The following is a 17,766-nucleotide window of genomic DNA, read 5'->3' on the forward strand; positions in this document are numbered from 1 at the left end:
AGTGATGTCGCTGCCCAGGCCAGGCCTGACCAAGCCGGTGTCGGGTCAGTCGGGAAGGAGGCCGGCGGTGCTCTCCAGGACGGCCATGGCACTGGACAGTTTCATCGCGGCCTGGGTCCAGGCGAGGGAGCGCGGCCCGTCCAGTACCTCTCCCGCCACCTCGTCACCGCGGTGCGCGGGCAGGTCGTGCAGGAACGACGCTTCGGGCCACCGGCGCATGAGCGCCGGGTCCACGTGGAAGGGACGGAACACCTCCCGCCACGCCGGGTCCGCTTTGCTGGTTCCGGTGGTCTGCCACCGGGTGGTGTAGACGACGTCCACCTGGTCGGGCAGGTCGGCCAGGTCGTGTGACTCGGCCAGCGAGGCTCCTGTGCCGTCGGCCAGCCGCCGGGCGTGCGTCAGCGTGTCGGCCGGGAGGCCGTACCCCGGCGGCGTGAGGAACGTGGCGTGGGCGCCGGGCACCGTGGCGATGCCGTACGCGAGGGCGGTGGCCGTGTTGTTCCCTTCGCCGATGTACAGCACCCGGATTCCGCTGAGATCGCCGTGGGCGAGGGTGAGCGTGGCGAGGTCGCACACGCCTTGGGTCGGGTGCTCCTCGGCCGCCATCGCGTTGATCACCGGCAGGCCGCCCGCACGGGAGAGCTCCCGCAGCTCGGCGACGGGGCTAGCGGTGCGTACGACGAGCAGGTCCAGCATGGCCCCGAACACGCGCCCGGTGTCACCGACCGACTCCCCGGTGTTGAGCTGGAGGTCGTGCGGACCGTAGGCGATCGGGGTGCCGCCGAGCCGTGCGGCACCCACCTGGAACGCGGTCCGCGTGCGCGTGGAAGTACAGCTGAACAGGAGACCGACGACGCGCTCGCGCAGGGGCCGGTCGTGCGCCTGCCGATTGTGGAAGAGCTCGACCGACCTCGCGACGAGCTTGCGCAGGGCGGCGGGCTCCAGGTCCGTGAGCGAGAACAGCCCGCGCTCGTGTGCTGGGCCTGGTCGGCCGTAGAGGTCGTTCACAGGGTCTCTCCCTTTGTCAAGGCACGTCCTTCAGGCGCCAAGGCGCCTCCGTCAGGCGTGCGAGCACATCCGTCAGGTCTGAGGGAACATCCGTCAGTACAAACGCAGCCGCTGTCCGAGCCCGCGGCGCACGGCGACCTGGTGCACGGCGTCCAGCAGGGCGACATCCAGGATCGCCATGCCGAAGGGGTTGCTGATGACATGGCCGTCACGAGGCCGAACGGCCGGCACCTGACCGGTCAGCACCTGGCCGAGGGTCCCGTTCACCACGCGCGCGGTGCCGTCCGCGCCGGTGGCGGCATGGCCGACTCCGGGCTCGATGCCGGCTGCGCCGACCAGCCCGTCCCGCAGCAGGGCCCCCAGGACTCGCCGGGGGTTGTCCGCCACCAGGGAGATGTCGTCCACGTAGAGGGCCTCGGCCTTCAGGAAGGCATCGGGCAGCAGGTCGGCGAGGGACACATGAGCGACGAAGGTGCCCGGCTCGAGCCACTCGGCGGGCAGATACCCGGCGTCCGCGGTCGTCGTGGTCACGATGACCTGTGCGGCTCCCACGGCCGCCCGCGCGCTCGGCGCGATGTGCGGCACCAGCTGCGGGCAGTGCCGTGTGAGCCACTGCGCCAGGCGCTCGGCACGCGCGGGATCGGTGTCGTACAGGTGCACGGTCTTCGCCTGTGGGAAGGCGGTACCGAGCATCTCGAGGTGGAGGCGGGCCAGCGTGCCGCAGCCGACGACGCTGAGCGTGTCCCACTCCACCGGTCCGAGGTGGCGCAGGCTCACCATGGTGTACCCGGCGGTGCGCGCGGCGCTGAGCCAGCCGGCCTCGGCGAGCACGACAGGGCGGGCCGTTTGGTGGTCGAAGAGCAGACTGATGCCGGCCGCGCGCTCCATGCCGAGTCCGGGATTGCTGGTGGCCGCGTTGATGAGCTTCACGCCGCGCACCGGAGTCTCGCCGTCGGCCTCCACCGCCCCCAGCATGGCCAGCGAACGGCAGTAGGCGCCCGCCTCGTTGGTCCAGGGCAGGTACCCCTCCGGCGGCATGCGGATGGCGCCCTCGGCGTGGTGCCGGAGGGCCCGGGCGATCGTGTCGCACACGTCCACGTCGCTCGCGCACGCCAGCATGGCCGCGCGGTCGAGAAAGAGCAGCTCTTCGGTCACGTGCCGCACTCCTTTGGCTCATGGGTCCGCACGGTGTCGCGTGCGCCGGTCGGCAGGCGGGGGTCCTTCGACGTGTGGTCGCTCACGGGCTCGGCTCGCCGAGGAGCGAACCGGCGGAGGCGGCCCTGGGCGGCCGTAGGAGTGGTGCGGAGACGACGTCCACCTCGTCGCCGGCGTCCCGGTCGCCGATCCCCTGGCCGCGCCGCCAGGTTCCGGAGTACACGGTCTCCTCGTAGCGGTCGGCGCCGTCCGGGCACACGCACGCCGCCGCCGTTCGCCCGGGGTCGCTACGGAAGAGGCGCAGCGCCGCCGCGACGAGCGCCCCAGAACTCGCTCCGATACCAAGGCCCGTCTGCTCGCGCAGCCACAGGCAGGTCCGCACGGCCTCCTGGGGCGTGACGTAGAGCGTCGGACGGTGCCCTTGAGGCAGGAAGGACGAGGTGCAGCTCGCTCCGATCCCGGAGAGCACTCGCCTGCCCGGGGCACCGCCGAGGGCGGCCGACCCGTTGACATCGACGCCGATCAGTTCCCAGTCGGGCTCGGCCCCGGAGAGGTAGCTGCGGAACCCGGCGAGCGTGCCGCCCGTGGAGACCGCGACGAGGACACTCATGGGGGCACCTGAGGTCTGACGGTGCAGTTCGGGTGCCGTCCAACGGGCATGGGCGGCTGGATTGGCGGGGTTCGTGTACTGGTCGGTCCAGACGAGCCGGGGGTCGTGGCGCAGTCGGTCCCGTATGTACTTCAGGCGGTTGAGCAGGTACCCGCCGGCGTGATCGGGGATATCCACGCTCACCACCCTGGCTCCCAGGGCCCGGATGTCACGGACCAGCGAGCCGCTGACGCGTGGGTCCACCACCGCCGTGAAGGGAACCCGGCGCGACGCCGCGATGGCGGCCAGGGCCAGACCGAGGTTGCCGGAGGTCGACTCGATGACCCCGGCCTGCGCATCGATACGCAGGGCGACGTCCTGCCACAGCGCCAGAGCGGTACGGCCCTTGATCGATCCGTACGGGTTGTACGCCTCGAGCTTCAGCCACAGGGTCCGCGGCACGCCGTCGATCCGGAGACGGACGGGAACAGCGGGGGTGGGTGCCCAGTCGAAGGCAGCACACGTTGGGCGCCGCGGGTCCGTTAAAGCGCTCTCCTCGTGCCGGCCGGACGTGGACATGGCCGCTCCTTGCTGCCGTTCGCGGTCTGGGGCGAATCGAATGCCGGTGGCACCCGAACGCGCTCGGGTTCGAGCATCTCAGCGCGCCGCCACGCGGTCATCAGCGTGAATTCGCCTTGGTGGGCCGGGTAGTGATGACCGGAAATCATGGTCCCGCGGACGGTGGCCCCTCCCCCGCCCTTGACGAAAGCAGAATGAGCCGGACACACACCGAAACGGCGAATTTCTCACCATGAACGCATTACTCGCCGAGGCCAAACCTCCTGCACCGCGAGGGAAACGGGCACCCACTGGTGCCGGCCGGCCGAAGCCAGGCCGATCTTGACCGCGATTTCACGCCAATGGGGCCTGGCTGACCACATGTTGCTTCTTCTGCCCCACTGACCCCGTCCGTCAGGCTGCCGACGGCGCCGGCCGTGCCGCAGAACATGCCCTGCGAATCGCCTCTGAGCAGTTCAACCGTGCCGGACGCCGCCTTCTCCGCCACGGCTGCGCGGCCCGCCTCGGCCATGACGCCGTGGCGGTCGAGCGGTGCGAGAAAATTTCCGGCACACGGCCGCCGTCTTCCGTCCCGCCAATTCGGTCTGATGTCATTCGACGGGGTTTTCCTCTCGGGTCCGGCCTGTTCGCGGTTTAGCATGAGGAGCTCGGTCCTGACACCTCTCCATAGCTCGGTCCTAACACATCTCCATAGCTCGGTCCTGACACATCTCCATAGGAGGTCTGGTGGGCGTCCCGCTGTCGAACGACGCGACACACCTCACCGCAGAGTCGGCCACTGACGAACGCCAAGGGCGCGGCGCCGGAGCGCCCCACGCGCCATCACCTGAACCGGACGCCCCCACGCTGCGGGTGTCCGCCTATCACCATCTCCGCCCGGCGGACCGGGTTCCGCCGGGACGGCCCCACGTGTTCTTCGACCCGGTGGACACCGAGATCGGTGTGTGGGCGACCACCGACCTCATCCGCCCCGGCTGCACCGTCCTCGACCTCGGCTCGGGCAGCGGCGCGGCGGCCGCGGCGATGGCCAGGGCGGGCGCCCACCGGGTGCACGGCGTCGACATCTCCGACGACAGCCTGACGTGGGCGAACGAGCACCACGCCGGGGCGGACGGCGACAGCCGTGTGTCCTTCGGCCGCGCCGACTACACCGCGCTCTCATCCGCCGAACTCCTCGAGACCTGCCCGTTCTCCGCACCGCCGAGCGTGATCACCAGCAATCCGCCCTACGTGCCGCTGCCCTCCCATGAGGAGGCGAGCAGAACGTCCATCGACGGGGGAAGCGACGGCCTTCGACTCGTCAGGTATGTGGTCGGGCACGCGGAGGCCCTGCGGTCCGACCTCGCGATCACCATCGGCAGCTACACATCGCCGCGCCGTGCGGCGGCCCTGCTGCACGACCACGGCTTCCGGCTCTGCGCCCTCACGCTCGGCGCGCTGCGCCTGGGGGACCACACCCGCGACAACATCGCCAGGGTCCGTGAGTTGGAGGCCAACGGCGAGGGTCCCCTGTTGAGACTCGACGACGGCACCCCCTACTACCTCGTCCTCGGGCTGTCCTGCCGCCGTCAGGACCGCGCACCGGCCGCCGCGGCCCTCCCACCGGACGACCTGCTGCCGCTGCTTCAGACGGCCTGCCGCTCGCGGACACCGATGCTGGAAGCACTGGACACCGACCCACTCCGGGGGCGCGTTCCCGTGCGCATCGTGAACCTGCCCGACGACCCCCGGCGCCGCCATGTCTGATCCGGCGCCACAGGGTGCCACCGGCTCGTGGACCCCGAGCCGACCGCTGTCGGTGGGGGTCGAGGAAGAGTTCTTCGTGGCGGACGCGAAGACTCACGAGCTGTGCGACATCACGCCCTTGCTCGACTCGATGGCGGGGAACGGCAGCCGGCACGGCACCGAGGACTACGGTACGGAGCTGCGATCCTGCATAATCGAAAGTCGTACCGCGATCTGCTGGAGCATGTCCGGGCTCCGGGCCGAGCTCCGGACCCGGCGCGACGCCCTGGTGCGGGCCGCCACGGAGGCAGGGTGCGCGATCGTCGCCGCCGGTACCTACCCGTCCGGTGACTGGCGGCAGGTGGGTTTCACGCCCCAACCCCGGTACGACCACATCGCCGGCACCTACGCACGGCTCGCCGCCGAGCATCTGGTCTGTGCCTGCCACGTCCATGTCGGGGTGGAGGATCGCGACACGGCTGTGGCGGTGATCAACCGGGTGCGCCCATGGCTTCCCGCGCTGTTGGCGCTGGCAGCGAGTTCACCGTTCTGGACAGCCGAGGACACCGGCTACGCGAGCTACCGGACCATACTCTGGGCGCGCTGGCCGATGGCGGGCATCCCGCCGACCCTGTCCTCCTACGCCGACCACCGCGCCCGGGTGCGCCGGTTCATCGACATCGGCATCAGCGCCGACGCCGGTCAGCTCTTCTGGGACGTCCGACCGGGCACCCGCTACGACACCGTGGAGTTCCGCATCGCCGACGCCTGCACCACGGTCGACGAAGCCGTTCTCCAGGCCGGGCTGTCCCGGGCGCTGGTCCACCGCTGCCTGACCGAGATCGCACGCGGCGAACCGGCTCCGCCGGCGGACCCCGAGCTGCTGGTGATCGCCAAGTGGCGAGCGGCCAGGTTCGGGCTCAGCGGAGAGCTGGTCGACCCCCTGGCGGCCGAACTCGTCCCGGCCGCCGTGCTCGTGGACCGGTTCCTCGACCACGTGCGAGGCCCGCTCACGGACGCCGGCGACTGGGCCGAGACCACCGGCCTGGTGAACCGAGCATTCCGTCGGGGCAACTCCGCCGACCGCCAGCGTCGCGCCCTCACCCGCAGCCGCCGCGTCGCCGACGTGGTCGAGCTGCTGATCACCGAGACCATGGCCACCGAGTCCCGCTGAGGGATCACGAGCAAGGAGGAAACGCCATGCCGAACCTGCCCGAATGTGTGATCACCGCCTACCCGGACGGGCCGCTCCTGGTACGCGGTGCACACAGCATCGTCGACGTCGACGGCAACGAGATCGAGGTCACCCAGCCGATAGTCGCACTGTGCCGCTGCGGACACTCCGGCCAGAAGCCGTGGTGCGACAGCACGCACAAGCTGACCCGCTTCCGTGACCCGGCCCACCGCCGCCGACGCGACTCGGACTAGAAGGTGTCCGGTGGTCTCCTTGGCGACCACCGGACACCCCTGACCTGCTCTACCCGCTCTACCCGCTCAGCCCACTGAGGACGTCCCGGCCGCACGGTCGGGCGTCCGCAGGGAGGCATCGCCGTCCGCCCAGCGGTTGAGCAGGTACTCGGCGGACATGCCGTCGAGGCCGGTCCACGCCGACGCGCCGAAGAGCACTTCCGCCGCGAGGGAGGGGTCCTGCTCCAGCACGGCGCCGACCAGGTCGTGCAGAGCGATCATGTCGTGCACGGAGTCGGCGATCACGTGCTCGTCGAAGAAGCCGGTGGCCTGCGGGCCGAGGCCGAGCCTGCGCATTCCCTCCGCGACCTGCTTGTTCGCCAGCGCCGAGGTCATCTCCGCGACCGCGAGATGGCCCGCCAGGGCTCCGCGCAGCCGCCGGTGCAGCCCGAACATCGACATGATGTTGACCGTCGCCAGGATCGGGCCGGGGATGCGGTCCAGATAGGCGCCGTAGCGGCCGTCCAGGCCCAGCGCGTCCATGGTGTTCCGGTAGAGCACCGCATGTATGCGCTCGGCCCGTCCGCTGCCGAACTCGTCGAACTCGATCTCCAGCAGGGCCGTTTTGGCCTTGCCCGTCATGCGGGGAATGCCCCAGGCGTGCGGATCGGCCTCCTTGAGCTGATACGCGGAGCGCTGCATGACGTAGTCGCGCATCTCCGCCAGGCCGGCGTCGTCGCGAAGGTAGCGCGACAGCGGCGGCCCGGACTGGTTGGCGATCCCCGTCAGGGCAGCCACGACGTCCGGCTCGTCCATCGCTTCGGAACCGCCGAACCGCTCCCGGAGCGCGGCCTCGAACCTCTCCTCCAGCCGTCCGCGAAGCCGCATCAGCGCGGGGTGCCACTCCCAACGATCGTCCACTCCGGAAAACCCGCGGTAGTGCAGCTCGTAACACACGTAGAGGGCGAGATGCAGATCGTCGTCGACCAGCGCGTCGCCCTCGACGATCTGGGCGCAGATGAAATCTTGCGGACGGCCCGTCAGCGCGTGGAACAAGTCCTCCGTGACCGGCCCCCGAGGCTCCGGCAGCACCGCGATCTCGTGCTCCGACGGTCCGACAGAAGCAGACGACACATCAACCTCCCCATACGGCACCCGGTGCGCCCACACGAGCTCAAAGCGCCCACCGACAGTAGATCGGAGTTCCCACGTCGATCAACACCGCGCCAGGGCCCCGCCGGAGCGTTCCGGCGGGGCCTGTGTGTCTCTCGCGCTCTCACACAGGCCTCACCGGTCGCACGAACTCCCCCGGACTTACCAGGCCCTGACCTGGTATGACATTCCGGCACCGGTCGGCCGGCGGGCTTCTCCGCATCAGCTCGACCGACGTCGTCCGCCGGTCTGTGGAACGAGATCACATGACGCGCTCTTGGCGAGAGGTCTCAGCCACATGGGGCTGAAATACGAGCGTCGAGACCACTTTTGTCGAGGCCACTCTGCCGGTCCCTACCAGCGTCCGCCAGGACGGCCCCCGTGGCGGCTTTCACCATGGCAGCCAAACTCAGCGAGGCCCCGCAAGGTCCCGCGGCCCGCCGATACCGAGAGGCCAGCGCAGGAGCCTGCGCCGCCGACGAAGGAGGCCCGCGTCATCCCTGCCGGGGATCGGCACGACGGGCGCGGGTGTTTCTGCCCAGCTCGCCGAGGTCGTGGAATCGCACGGGTCCTCGTGCCCTACGGCGACGTCGAAGTCGGGCCGTAGGAGCCGAAGTTGCCAGGTCGGACCGATGGCCTGGTCGGTCAGCCCAAGGGTTGACGGGTGCCCGTGTCGGCGGAGAGCTTGATCGCGTCAAGGAGACGGTGCAGTCGCAGGCCGGTTTCGCAGTCGGGGACGCTGTGTGAGCCGGTGCCGAGGTCGGATGCCAGCCGGGCATACATCTGCGCGACGTCCGAAGCCCTCCGCGGCCGGGGCGATTCCTGAGGTCCAGCGGTATCGGCTGGGAATGGGCAGTTCCTGATAGGTGCCACCCGAGTCGCCCGTTCCCAGCAGGCGCAGTCCGCCGATCTGGATGCCTGCCGGGCCGCCTGCTCCGGTCGAGACGATGGCCAGGTCTCCGTCGGTGCCGGAGATCTCCAGCCGTGTGCGGGCCCCCGTGACCTTGGGGTCGTGGATATGTGCCGAGACCAGGACGCCGTTGGTGCGGGTGGCGTCAAGGAGGAGGTGGTCAGGGCTCGTTGCCTCGACCGTGTCGCCGGATTCGGCGATGGTGTACGTCGGCCGCTGCACGGACAGGGTGGCCGACAGGTCGCTGATGTCGCCGAGTATGTACTGCAGGGCCGCTGGGAGCCGCCGCCGGAGAGGGCGTCGCACAGATCACCGGTCGCGGCCAGGCCGACCTCACCGACGTCGACGGACTGCGTCCCTACGTCCGCGACGAGGACGTGAGCGTGCTGGGCATCCGTGACGCGGACGAGGACCAGGGAGAGTTGACCGAGCTCGGCATCCGCCACACCCCCGTCGGGGACATCCGGCGGCGCGGACCGGAGGCGACGGCCCGCGCAGTGCTCGACCACCTCCAAGGACCGGCGCTCGACGGCTTCTGGATCCACCTCGACGCGGACGTCCTTGACCCCTCCGTGATGCCGGCGGTCGACAGCCCCGCCCCGGGCGGACTGCTGAGCGACGAACTGCGGGCACTGCTGGCCCCGTTGGCCGCCTCGTCGCGCCGGTCGTTCGGCCGGGCACTCTGGCCGAGGGCATCGAGCGCATGGGCGCCGACGATCGGACCGGGATCGTCGACGGCACGCAGATCGGCGTGCGCCGCCCGGCCGTAGGACGCAAGGACCGGTACAAGTTCGTCTCAGGCAGGTACGTTCCGCTCGGCCACCGAGGACGACGCCACTCGCGTGGGTCTCGCGGGATCTACCGGGCTGCACTCGTGATCTCACCGCGGCTCGGAGACTCCTTGTCATCGCTACCAGCGTTCGGCTCGGCGTCCCGGTCTTGGCCGCCATCAGGCCAGGTGAGACCTCGTGCGAAGTGAGCCCACGCCGCCAAGACCGTGCAGGCGGCGATGATTCCGCCAAGCGTCATGACCATGGACGGGGAACTGTGGTCCACGACGACTCCGCCTGCCAGGGCTCCAAGTGAGAAGGTCGCCTGGAAAGAGGCCGTGAACAGCACTGAGGCGGCCTCGGGTGCGTACGGTGCCGCTTTGGCGAACCAAGTCTGGGACGAGACGGGAACAGCCCCGTAGGCGACACCCCAGACGGTCAGCAGAGCAATGGCGCCGATCGACGAGCGGCCCAGGATCGGCAAAAGCAAGGTGACCCCCGCGATCAGGCCGGCTGCCAGGCCGAAGGCGACACGCGGTCGGCGGGTGACCATGGCACCGCCCAGGAAGTTGCCGGCGACCCCCGCGGCGCCGTAGATCAGCAAGAACAACGTGATCTGCTTCGAGCTCGAGTGTGTGACCTGTTCCAGGAATGGGGTCACATAGGTGTATGTCCCGAAGTGGGCCAACACGACGAGGAATGTCAGCAGGAGCGCGAAGCGGAGGTTCACGCCGCGGAACATGGTGCGCAGGATGCTCAGCCGCGTGGCTCCGGCGGGCGGGAGTGCCGGCATGACCAGGAGCAGCATGATGAGTACCCCGATGGTCAGGGCGCCCATGACGACGAACGTCACCCGCCAGCCCGCCAGATCACCGATGAAGGTCCCGGCCGGGACACCCAGCACGGAGCCCAGGGGAACTGCGGAGAAGGTGACTGCGGTCGCTCGGCCAACGGATTCAGCGGGTACCAGGCGTTCGGCCAGCCCGGCTCCGATCGACCAGAAGCCGCCGATAGTGATGCCGACCATGATGCGAGAGACCAGAAGGAGCCAGTAGTTGGATGCGGCAGCTGCCAGGAAGTTGGCCATGGCCAGCAGGACCATGAACACACAGAGCATGAGGCGGCGGTCGATCCGTGCGGTCGCCACTGTGACCAGGGGCGCGGAGATTGCCGCGAGAAGTCCGGGCATGGTCATCATCAGCCCGGCCATCCCGTCTGAGACGGTGAAACTGGATCCGATCGATGTGAGCAGACCAATCGGCAGGATCTCAGTCGTGACGATCGAGAAGAGCCCCAGCATCACCGAGGCGACGGCTAGCCAGCCGACAAGAGGCGATCGTGCCGGGAATCCGGTAGCGCCGGAATGAGTGGTGGCGGTGGGCGTCGAGGCCATGAATTCCATCCTGTGGAGCGCCAGTCATTGCGTGATCAATTCACCAGGTTCCGCTCCTCAGGGGCTGGCAACTTTGCGACCTCATCTTTGTCAGCAGGGGTAATGTCGCAGAACTGCCATTCCGGTCCTCTGCCCTGCATAGCTGGTCAGGAGCTTGAAGGAGGGGGCTTTGCGCCGTTGATCCGGCTCGCTCGGCTCCACAGCCGTCGGCGACTTGAGCAAGTCGGCCGCCAAGCGGCTCAAGAAGACGTCGCCGCAAGCGAGGCTGGCAGCGTCGTTTCCGCCTGGGCCGCTCGCGCGACGGTTTCACCGGCAGGATTCGCCTGAGCGCCGACGGGCGTTGCCGCCCACTGTCCATGCTCATCACCGCAGGACAGCGGGCGGGCTGCACCAGTTCGTGCCGGTGCTCGAGAAGATCCGCGTTCCACGCTTCGGCTCGGGCGGGCCCCGCAAGGAGCCCGACTCCGTCGCGGCGGAAAAGGGCCGTTGCCACCCGGCACGACAAGCGCGGCTACGTCTTCCGGCACCGTCACCGCTGCTGCCCTGGCCGCCCGTCCGGGAGCGCCGACGGCCTGAGCCGGATCTCGGCGGAGGGCGCCGCAGCTGCCTTGGTGGGCGAGGCGTAGCCGCCCCGGCTTCGTCCGACGACGCTTCACCACTCGCTGTTGATCGGCTGTTCGGCGCGAGGGCGCCGGGCGGGCGGCGGCTCAGATGACCAGGACCCGGCGCCCCCGGGTGTGGCCGGCGCGGCTGTCGGCGTGCGCCGCCGCTGCCTCGGTGAGCGGGTACGACTTCTCGACCGGGATGTGGAGCCTGCCCCGGGCGATGAGGTCCACGGCCTCGGCGAGCGCGTCCGGCACGCTCCCGGCCACGCCGGAGAACCGTACGCCCAGCTGCGGCGCGCCGAGGTCGGCGATGGAGACGACCTTGCGCGGGTCCCCGGTCAGCTCGACGAGTTCGCGGATCACGCCCGAGCCGGCCAGGTCGAGGGCCGCGTCGACCCGGCCCAGGTGCCGCACCCGGTCGACCCAGCCCTCGCCGTAGGTCGTGGCGAGGGCGCCCAGGCCGCGCAGGTAGTCCTGGTTCGCGGCCCCGGCCGTGCCTATCACCGTGATGCCGCGCTCGCGGGCGATCTGCAGCACCGCCGACCCGACGCCGCCGGACGCGCCGCTGACCAGCAGCGTCTGCCCGGGCCGCACGCCGACCTCGCGGATGATGCGCAGCGCGGCCTCCACCACCGACGGGTACCCGGCCGCCTCGTCGAAGGTCAGCCCCGCGGGCATGCGGGCCCAGGCCGACAGCACGGCGAATTCGGCATACGTGTCGGCGCCTTCGCCGAACACGCGGTCGCCGACCTCGACCCCAACGACGCCCTCGCCGACCTCGTCCACCACCCCGGCGGCGTCCAGTCCGACCCCGGCGGGCAGCTCGACCGGATGGGCTGCCAGGACTTGGCCCTCCCGAATCCTCCAGTCGACGGGGTTGACACCCGCCGCTCGCACGGCGATGCGTATACGACCGGGGCCCGCGTGGGGCTCCTCGGCTTCCACCAGTTGCAGGACCTCGGGACCGCCGAACTCGGCGAAGCAAATTTTCCTCATGGGACCGAAAGTAACCCTAACCGTTAGTGTTTCACAACAGTTAGGAATCCGTACCTGGTAGTGTCATGGCATGACCGAGCCGCCCGGACGCCGCGAACGCAAGAAGGCCGCGACCCGTCAGAAGATCGCCGACACCGCGCTGCGGCTCTTCCTGGAGCGCGGATACGACGCCGTGGGCATCCGCGACGTGGCGGCCGCATCCGACGTGGCCGTCACCACGGTTTTCGCCCACTTCGCCTCGAAAGAGGCCCTGGTGTTCGAGCGCGACCAGGACTTCGAGCAGCGCCTCACGCGGGCGGTCACCGACCGCCCCCCGCACGAGCCGCTCATCCCGGCGCTGCATCGCGAGGTCCAGGCCCTGGTGCGGCACTGCACGGCGGAGGGCAGCGCCCCCGTCCGACGCATGATCGAGGGATCACCCGCCCTGCGGGAGTACGAGGAGTCGATGAGCCTGCGTCACGCGCAGGCACTGGCAGCGGCCTTGGCCGCCGATCCCCAGCTGTCCCGGAGCGCGACGGCCTGCCGGGCGACCGCGCGGTTCGTCATCGACGCCTACGCGCTGGCCTGCCAGGCGGACGATCCCGGGGCCACGGCGGACGAGGTCTTCCGGATGATCAAGGCAGCCTGGGAAGCCACCGCGCCCTGAGCCGGGGCGCCGGGCCGCTGCGGCCGGGGCCGGGGCACGACACGTGCGGGTTGTCCTGGGCAGGCGGTGACGTGTGGCACGGCGGCGCACAGCGCGATGCATGTGGAGCGCGGGCTCATCGTGTGATCGGTGTGCTGCCGGTCGCCGCGAGGGACAGGTCCCAGAGCCGCGCGGCAGCGTCGGGAGCGATGGCGTACGCGCGGACACCGCCGTCGTCCATGGGCCGTTCAGGGGTGGAGACGCGTGCGACGTCGCAATCCTCCAGGTAGAGCCCGCCGCGGCCCTCGAGGAGGGGCGACGTGGCTGCCCACAGGCCAGTGGCGGCACCCTGGGAGGGGGTCTTGAAGTCGGCACCGATCACATTGCCGCGCTCGTCCACCCACCCGCGGTCCATCTGCTCCTGGAGACTCATCTGCCGTTGGAGACCAGTGATGATCTTGCCGGGATGGAGGGCGAACGCCCGGACGCCGTCGCCGCGTCCGAGAGCGTCGAGGTGCACGGCGAACAGGGCATTGGCGGTCTTGGCCTGGCCGTAGGCCAGCCACTTGTCATAGCCGGTACGGAAGTGCGGGTCGTGCCAGCGGATGTCGGTCAGAGCGTGTCCGGCGGAGCTGTTGACGACGACGCGCGCGCCGTCCGCGGCGGCTAGGAGCGGGTAGAGCTCGCTGGTGAGGGCGAAGTGCCCGAAGTGGTTGGCGGCGAGCTGGCCTTCCCAGCCGGGCCCGACTCGCCGTTCCGGGGTGGCCATGACGCCCGCAACCGCCATCAGAATGTCGAGCCGGTCGAGCCGGTCGCTGATCCGTACGGCGGCGGCGCGCACGCTGCCGAGGTCTGCCAGGTCCATGGCGATGACTTCGCAGCCCGCCACATCCTGGAGAACGGAGCGAGCGGCGTCGGGACGGCGTGCCGGAACCATGACATGGGCCCCGGCGGCCGCCAGGCCCCGGGTGGTCTCCAGCCCGAGTCCGGAGTAACCCCCGGTCACCACGGCGGTCATACCAGAAAGGTCCAGGTCGGCCATGACCTCCTCGACGGTGGTGGAGGAGGAGAAGGGCGAGCCGAACGATCGCTGATCAGTAGTGGTCATACCGCTGACGCTACGATCTAGAGCGAGGTCTAGATCAAGTCCTAGACTGAGCGGCATGCCGCTCTCCGACCTCCAGCGGTTCGCCGAACTGGTGCGGCACGGTCCCGGCAACGAGGCCGAACGCCTGCGGCTGCTCGACGCCCATCGACAGCGCGTCGACGCACAGATCCAGGCGCTGGAGGAGTGCCGCTCCGTCATCGCCTGGAAGGTCGACGTCTACGCCGAGCACCTCGCCCGTGGCGAGGCCAGCGGGCTCTGGGACCCAACGGCCTGAGGCAAGCAGGGACAGCCGTGCCGTGTGGGACGTACCACGGGCCTCGTTGTCGGCGTACACATGAAGGTGCTCACCGCGGTACGCCGCTACGTGCCCACCCCGCCCCTGGAGCGGGCTGCTCAGGGCACGTCGGAGAAGCGCACCCGTACGGCGAGGAGATCTCCCGAGGCATCAAGATCGGCGATCACCGGGAAGTAGCCGTCGCCCCACGTCGTCATTGCGCAGAGCACTCGCGCATCGCCCAGTTCCATGGATCCGGCCTCGACTTGCGAGGCACGTACCTTGCGCATGATCTGCCAGTGATGGGAGTGCGGCCGGAAGTCCACGGCCATGCGCCGTCCGGTCTCGTCCTTCCATTTCGACAGAGCACGTGCCCTGTCCATGGCCTCCGAGACGGGCAGGCCGGTCCACCCACGGGTGCCGTCCTCGCCGGGCTCCCCCAGTTCGGGTGCGGCAAACTTTTCGGCTGCTTCGTCTGCCGCGGCACCCCAGAATGCCACGTCGGCCAGGCCGTCCACGGGCTCGTCGTGCTGCCAGGTACTCAGGGCGTCGGCATCGCCGAAAAGCACACGCGCCCAGTCGACGCCGATGTCACCCAACGACACCGATGACTGCACCTGGCCCTCGCGCATCCGGATCGAGATCTCGGACCAGCGCGCCCCGACACCATCGCCGTAGTCGACCCGTGTCGCCAGCACCGACAGGTGTCGGCCACGGGGCACGCCACCGACCGCAACGACGGGCACGCCGTACATCAAAAAGCTGCCGCCGCCGCCATCGGCTGTCCGGCGCGCTCTGTGAGCATGTGGTTCCCGAACCGGCAAGGCCTCCAGCCGTGCGTCAAGACCGGCTGTTCGGCAGTGCTCATCGAAAGCCGCCTCCAATTCGGCGGCTTTGGAGGCCGGGATGTCATGGAGCCTTGATCCCGGCTGCCGGTCGAAGGTCCGAACAGCTTCGGAAGCGTCCGGCCCGGTGACCTCGAAGTCAGCGGCGCCCAAGACGTCGGCAGCTATTACGGGGTCTTCGATGCCCAAGGAAGCCGGATCGACATCCGCCGGCGACCGCTCTCCGCTCCACAACCCCAGGTACCCGGCGTCAATGAGGACCAGGGTGCCGGACGGGCAACTGATGGCCCCCAGCTCGAACATCCCTTCCATGGCGCGGGAGTCTACGGCCACCGGGCAAGTCGTCAGTAGGCGGATAGGTCGGCTGTGGGGCGCGATCTGTCTTGCCGCCCTTGTTCTGGGTTGCCGACCGGGGTGATCGCGGGAGACGCGACCGCCCCGGACGACTACGATCGCGCCTGTGCGGTGGACGATCCGGTCGGCGTGATCGCCGTCGGTGAGAGCGGTACGCAGGCCCTGGTACTGGCGGACGAGCCGGCCACCAGCTGCTACTTGCCCGAGCACCGGACTTTCCTGCGCCGGCTCGCCACGGACTCCGCGGCCGAGCTGAAGATCATGGCGGAGGCCGTCCTTGCCGACCCTGCCACCGAGTGGGCGGAGTACTGCACTTGGACGACGGACGGCCCGGCCGTGCTCATGGACTCCGCCGAGGCAGGCACTGAATTGAGCGTCGGGAATCCCGGCGGTGGGCTGCCCGAACAGGCACCGGTCCCGCTGCCCACCGGCCGCTGGAGGGTCCGTGCCGTCGACACTGAGGCTGATGAGGCGAACCTGATCGGCTTGGTCCAGCTCGTCGCCGTCGATACCTGAACAGGCAGTCGCTTCAGAGGAGTGCGGTGATGTACTGCGCGCACGGTTGCGCAGATGGACGGTGCCGAGCATCGCGTGGTGGACGCCGTCGCCCCTCAGGAGACGGTTCCCCGTCCGCGATGAGTACGTCGTGGCTGGCCGTTCCGCCCTTGACCCGTGTGAGCCGCGCTCAGGCCGCGAGGCCGTCGATCGCCACGGGGAGGTGGCGCGGGGGCCGCGCAGGACGGGGTTGACGCGGTATGGCGGCGGATCCGCCAGCAGCCGTGGGTTCTTGATGCGTCGGAAGAGCTGGGGCAGGGCGAGCTGCGCCCCCATCCGGGCCAGCGGAGCGCCGAAGCAGTAGTGGATGCCGGTGTAGAACCCGAGGTGCTTGTTGTCCTCGCGGTCGGGATCGAACCGGTCGGGGTCCTCGAAGCGCTTCGGGTCTCGGTTGGCCGAGGCCGGCAGAAGCCAGACCTGCGCGCCCTTGGGGATGGTGGTCCCGGCGATGTCGATGTCGGCCAGGGCGGCGGTGAAGGGGATGAACTGCACCGGCGGTTCGTACCGCAGCACCTCCTCGATGAGCGGGACGACCAGGTCCGGTTCGTTCTGAAACCGCTTGAGGACGTCGGGGTGGCGCAGGAGCGTGAGCGTCGCGTTGCTGATCAGGTTGACGGTGGTCTCGTGGCCCGCGATCAGGAGCAGTATCGAGGTGCCCACCAGCTCCGCGGTCGACATGCTGCCACCGGGGCCGGTTTCGCGGGCGAGGGGGCCGAGGATCCCGCTGCCGGGGTGGCGGCGCTTGGTGTCGATCAGGTCGGACAGGTAGGCGGGCACCGATGGACTCTGCAAGCTCCAGAGCAGCAGCCGTGGACAGACCGACCGCCGGCTTGACTCATGCAGGTGTCGCCCTGGCCCGTGGGGGGAGTTCGCGACCCCCCCCCACGGGATCTGCTGTGGGCTGTCAGTAGCCGATGGTGAAGCGACGCTGGACGAAGCGGGGCAGCTCCGCCTCGTCGATCAAAGCCACAGCCGCATCTTCCACCGAGATCCGGCTACGACCCTCAGCATCCAGAACAGGCTGGTCACCTCCGACCCTGAAGCGCCCAGTGCGCTCGCCGGGGGCGATCTCCTCCGCGGGGCTGAAGTAGGTCCACAGCCGGTTCGAGACCCGCAGGACGTCGAGAGCGTCGCGGTGACCGCGTACCGCTGCGGCGTATTCGCGGGGCAGCCCGAGCTGGTCGAGGGTGGTGTGCAACAGCTCGTCGGAGTCGGCGCGCACCACGCCCGGTGCGATCTCCAGGCTGCCGGCGCCGCCGATCACGATGAGCCGGGTCCGCGGACGGCTCTCCAGAGCCTTCAACAGGGCCCGCGCCGCCGTCGCGTAGACGGTCGGATCGGCGATCGAGCGCCGCACGGTGTCCGTGAAGTCCTTGGCGGCGTTGCCCGGCTGGAACCCGCTGATCAGGACGTCGAGGCCGGGCAGGGCGCCGGCGATGCTCTTCGGGTCCAGGGCGTCGACGCTCGCCCACGTGATGTTGTCCCGGCGCTCGTCACGCTGCGCCTCAGTGGCGTCACGGCTGAACGCCCTGACGTGGTGACCGCGGTCGAGTGCCTCGCTGACGACCCGGCTGCCGATGGTGCCGGTGGCTCCGATGACTCCGATGTGCATGGTTCTCCCCTTGTGCATGCAGATGCCGAACGCCACTGAGAGGTGACGCCGTGCAGAAACTATACGCCGTGAAGTTTCGCTACCGCACTAACTAAATGAACGCT

The 17,766-nt window shown here is 69.7% G+C and carries 15 protein-coding genes and 3 pseudogenes; 7 read left to right on the forward strand and 11 right to left on the reverse strand.

Annotated elements, in window-relative coordinates:
* Window positions 1-45: 45 nt before the first annotated feature.
* The 3 genes from AC0680_RS11875 to AC0680_RS11885 all read right to left on the reverse strand — a co-directional run bounded on the left by AC0680_RS11875 (window position 46) and on the right by AC0680_RS11885 (window position 3,331).
* Window positions 46-1,008: an ornithine carbamoyltransferase gene (locus AC0680_RS11875; RefSeq protein ID WP_478627165.1), complete on the reverse strand. Its 963-nt coding sequence runs from the start codon at window positions 1,006-1,008 to the stop codon at window positions 46-48.
* Window positions 1,009-1,101: 93 nt separating this feature from the next.
* Window positions 1,102-2,163 (reverse strand): ornithine cyclodeaminase family protein, encoded by a 1,062-nt coding sequence (locus tag AC0680_RS11880; RefSeq protein WP_478627168.1) that lies wholly within the window; start codon window positions 2,161-2,163, stop codon window positions 1,102-1,104.
* An 82-nt stretch (window positions 2,164-2,245) separates the two neighbouring features.
* Window positions 2,246-3,331 (reverse strand): pyridoxal-phosphate dependent enzyme, encoded by a 1,086-nt coding sequence (locus AC0680_RS11885; protein ID WP_478627171.1) that lies wholly within the window; start codon window positions 3,329-3,331, stop codon window positions 2,246-2,248.
* Between the two features lie 909 nt (window positions 3,332-4,240).
* Here AC0680_RS11885 and AC0680_RS11890 point away from each other — a divergent pair.
* The 3 genes from AC0680_RS11890 to AC0680_RS11900 are packed head-to-tail and all read left to right on the forward strand — an operon-like array spanning window position 4,241 to window position 6,484.
* A complete protein-coding gene (locus AC0680_RS11890) occupies window positions 4,241-5,077 on the forward strand; it encodes a methyltransferase domain-containing protein (protein WP_478627173.1) in 837 nt (278 codons plus the stop codon).
* Window positions 5,070-6,230 (forward strand): carboxylate-amine ligase, encoded by a 1,161-nt coding sequence (locus AC0680_RS11895; protein WP_478627176.1) that lies wholly within the window; start codon window positions 5,070-5,072, stop codon window positions 6,228-6,230. The genes AC0680_RS11890 and AC0680_RS11895 overlap by 8 nt, the downstream gene beginning before the upstream one ends.
* 26 nt (window positions 6,231-6,256) lie before the next feature.
* The gene (locus tag AC0680_RS11900; RefSeq protein WP_478627178.1) at window positions 6,257-6,484 is read left to right on the forward strand and encodes a CDGSH iron-sulfur domain-containing protein; all 228 of its coding nucleotides are present in this window, start codon (window positions 6,257-6,259) and stop codon (window positions 6,482-6,484) included.
* Window positions 6,485-6,550: 66 nt separating this feature from the next.
* On the opposite strand, the gene AC0680_RS11905 is transcribed toward AC0680_RS11900, so the two are convergent.
* Window positions 6,551-7,597 (reverse strand): iron-containing redox enzyme family protein, encoded by a 1,047-nt coding sequence (locus AC0680_RS11905; protein ID WP_478627180.1) that lies wholly within the window; start codon window positions 7,595-7,597, stop codon window positions 6,551-6,553.
* A gap of 712 nt (window positions 7,598-8,309) precedes the next feature.
* Entirely contained in the window at window positions 8,310-8,831 is a 522-nt protein-coding gene (locus tag AC0680_RS11910; RefSeq protein ID WP_478627183.1) for a hypothetical protein, read from the reverse strand.
* On the opposite strand from AC0680_RS11910, the pseudogene AC0680_RS11915 reads away from it, so the two are divergent.
* A pseudogene (locus AC0680_RS11915) lies at window positions 8,795-9,187 on the forward strand (arginase family protein); the annotation flags it as partial. The gene AC0680_RS11910 and the pseudogene AC0680_RS11915 sit on opposite strands and share 37 nt — an antisense overlap.
* Window positions 9,188-9,383: 196 nt before the next feature.
* On the opposite strand, the gene AC0680_RS11920 reads toward AC0680_RS11915, so the two are convergent.
* Both AC0680_RS11920 and AC0680_RS11925 read right to left on the reverse strand, forming a co-directional pair.
* Window positions 9,384-10,688 carry an MFS transporter gene (locus AC0680_RS11920; RefSeq protein ID WP_478627184.1) on the reverse strand — a complete coding sequence of 435 codons (1,305 nt, stop codon included), beginning with the start codon at window positions 10,686-10,688 and terminating at the stop codon, window positions 9,384-9,386.
* A 707-nt stretch (window positions 10,689-11,395) separates the two neighbouring features.
* Window positions 11,396-12,289 carry an NADP-dependent oxidoreductase gene (locus AC0680_RS11925; RefSeq protein ID WP_478627187.1) on the reverse strand — a complete coding sequence of 298 codons (894 nt, stop codon included), beginning with the start codon at window positions 12,287-12,289 and terminating at the stop codon, window positions 11,396-11,398.
* Window positions 12,290-12,359: 70 nt separating this feature from the next.
* Here AC0680_RS11925 and AC0680_RS11930 point away from each other — a divergent pair, with 70 nt between their 5' ends.
* Window positions 12,360-12,935, forward strand: coding sequence for a TetR/AcrR family transcriptional regulator (locus AC0680_RS11930; RefSeq protein WP_478627190.1), 576 nt, complete (start codon window positions 12,360-12,362; stop codon window positions 12,933-12,935).
* Between the two features lie 115 nt (window positions 12,936-13,050).
* On the opposite strand, the gene AC0680_RS11935 is transcribed toward AC0680_RS11930, so the two are convergent.
* On the reverse strand, window positions 13,051-14,022 hold the full coding sequence (locus tag AC0680_RS11935; protein WP_478627192.1) for an SDR family NAD(P)-dependent oxidoreductase: 972 nt from the start codon (window positions 14,020-14,022) through the stop codon (window positions 13,051-13,053).
* A 43-nt stretch (window positions 14,023-14,065) separates the two neighbouring features.
* On the opposite strand from AC0680_RS11935, the pseudogene AC0680_RS11940 reads away from it, so the two are divergent.
* Window positions 14,066-14,296 (forward strand): annotated as a pseudogene (locus tag AC0680_RS11940) (MerR family DNA-binding protein); the annotation flags it as partial.
* A gap of 119 nt (window positions 14,297-14,415) precedes the next feature.
* Here AC0680_RS11940 and AC0680_RS11945 read toward each other — a convergent pair.
* On the reverse strand, window positions 14,416-15,453 hold the full coding sequence (locus AC0680_RS11945; protein ID WP_478627194.1) for a hypothetical protein: 1,038 nt from the start codon (window positions 15,451-15,453) through the stop codon (window positions 14,416-14,418).
* 171 nt (window positions 15,454-15,624) lie between these two features.
* On the opposite strand from AC0680_RS11945, the gene AC0680_RS11950 reads away from it, so the two are divergent.
* The gene (locus AC0680_RS11950) at window positions 15,625-16,011 is read left to right on the forward strand and encodes an Imm21 family immunity protein (protein WP_478627655.1); all 387 of its coding nucleotides are present in this window, start codon (window positions 15,625-15,627) and stop codon (window positions 16,009-16,011) included.
* 169 nt (window positions 16,012-16,180) lie between these two features.
* On the opposite strand, the pseudogene AC0680_RS11955 reads toward AC0680_RS11950, so the two are convergent.
* Together AC0680_RS11955 and AC0680_RS11960 are read right to left on the reverse strand one after the other, a co-directional pair.
* Window positions 16,181-16,818 (reverse strand): annotated as a pseudogene (locus AC0680_RS11955) (cytochrome P450); the annotation flags it as partial.
* 136 nt (window positions 16,819-16,954) lie between these two features.
* The gene (locus tag AC0680_RS11960) at window positions 16,955-17,662 is read right to left on the reverse strand and encodes an NAD(P)-dependent oxidoreductase (RefSeq protein WP_478627196.1); all 708 of its coding nucleotides are present in this window, start codon (window positions 17,660-17,662) and stop codon (window positions 16,955-16,957) included.
* Between the last annotated feature and the right edge of the window lie 104 nt (window positions 17,663-17,766).

This window comes from Streptomyces sp. NPDC043738, from assembly GCF_056436545.1.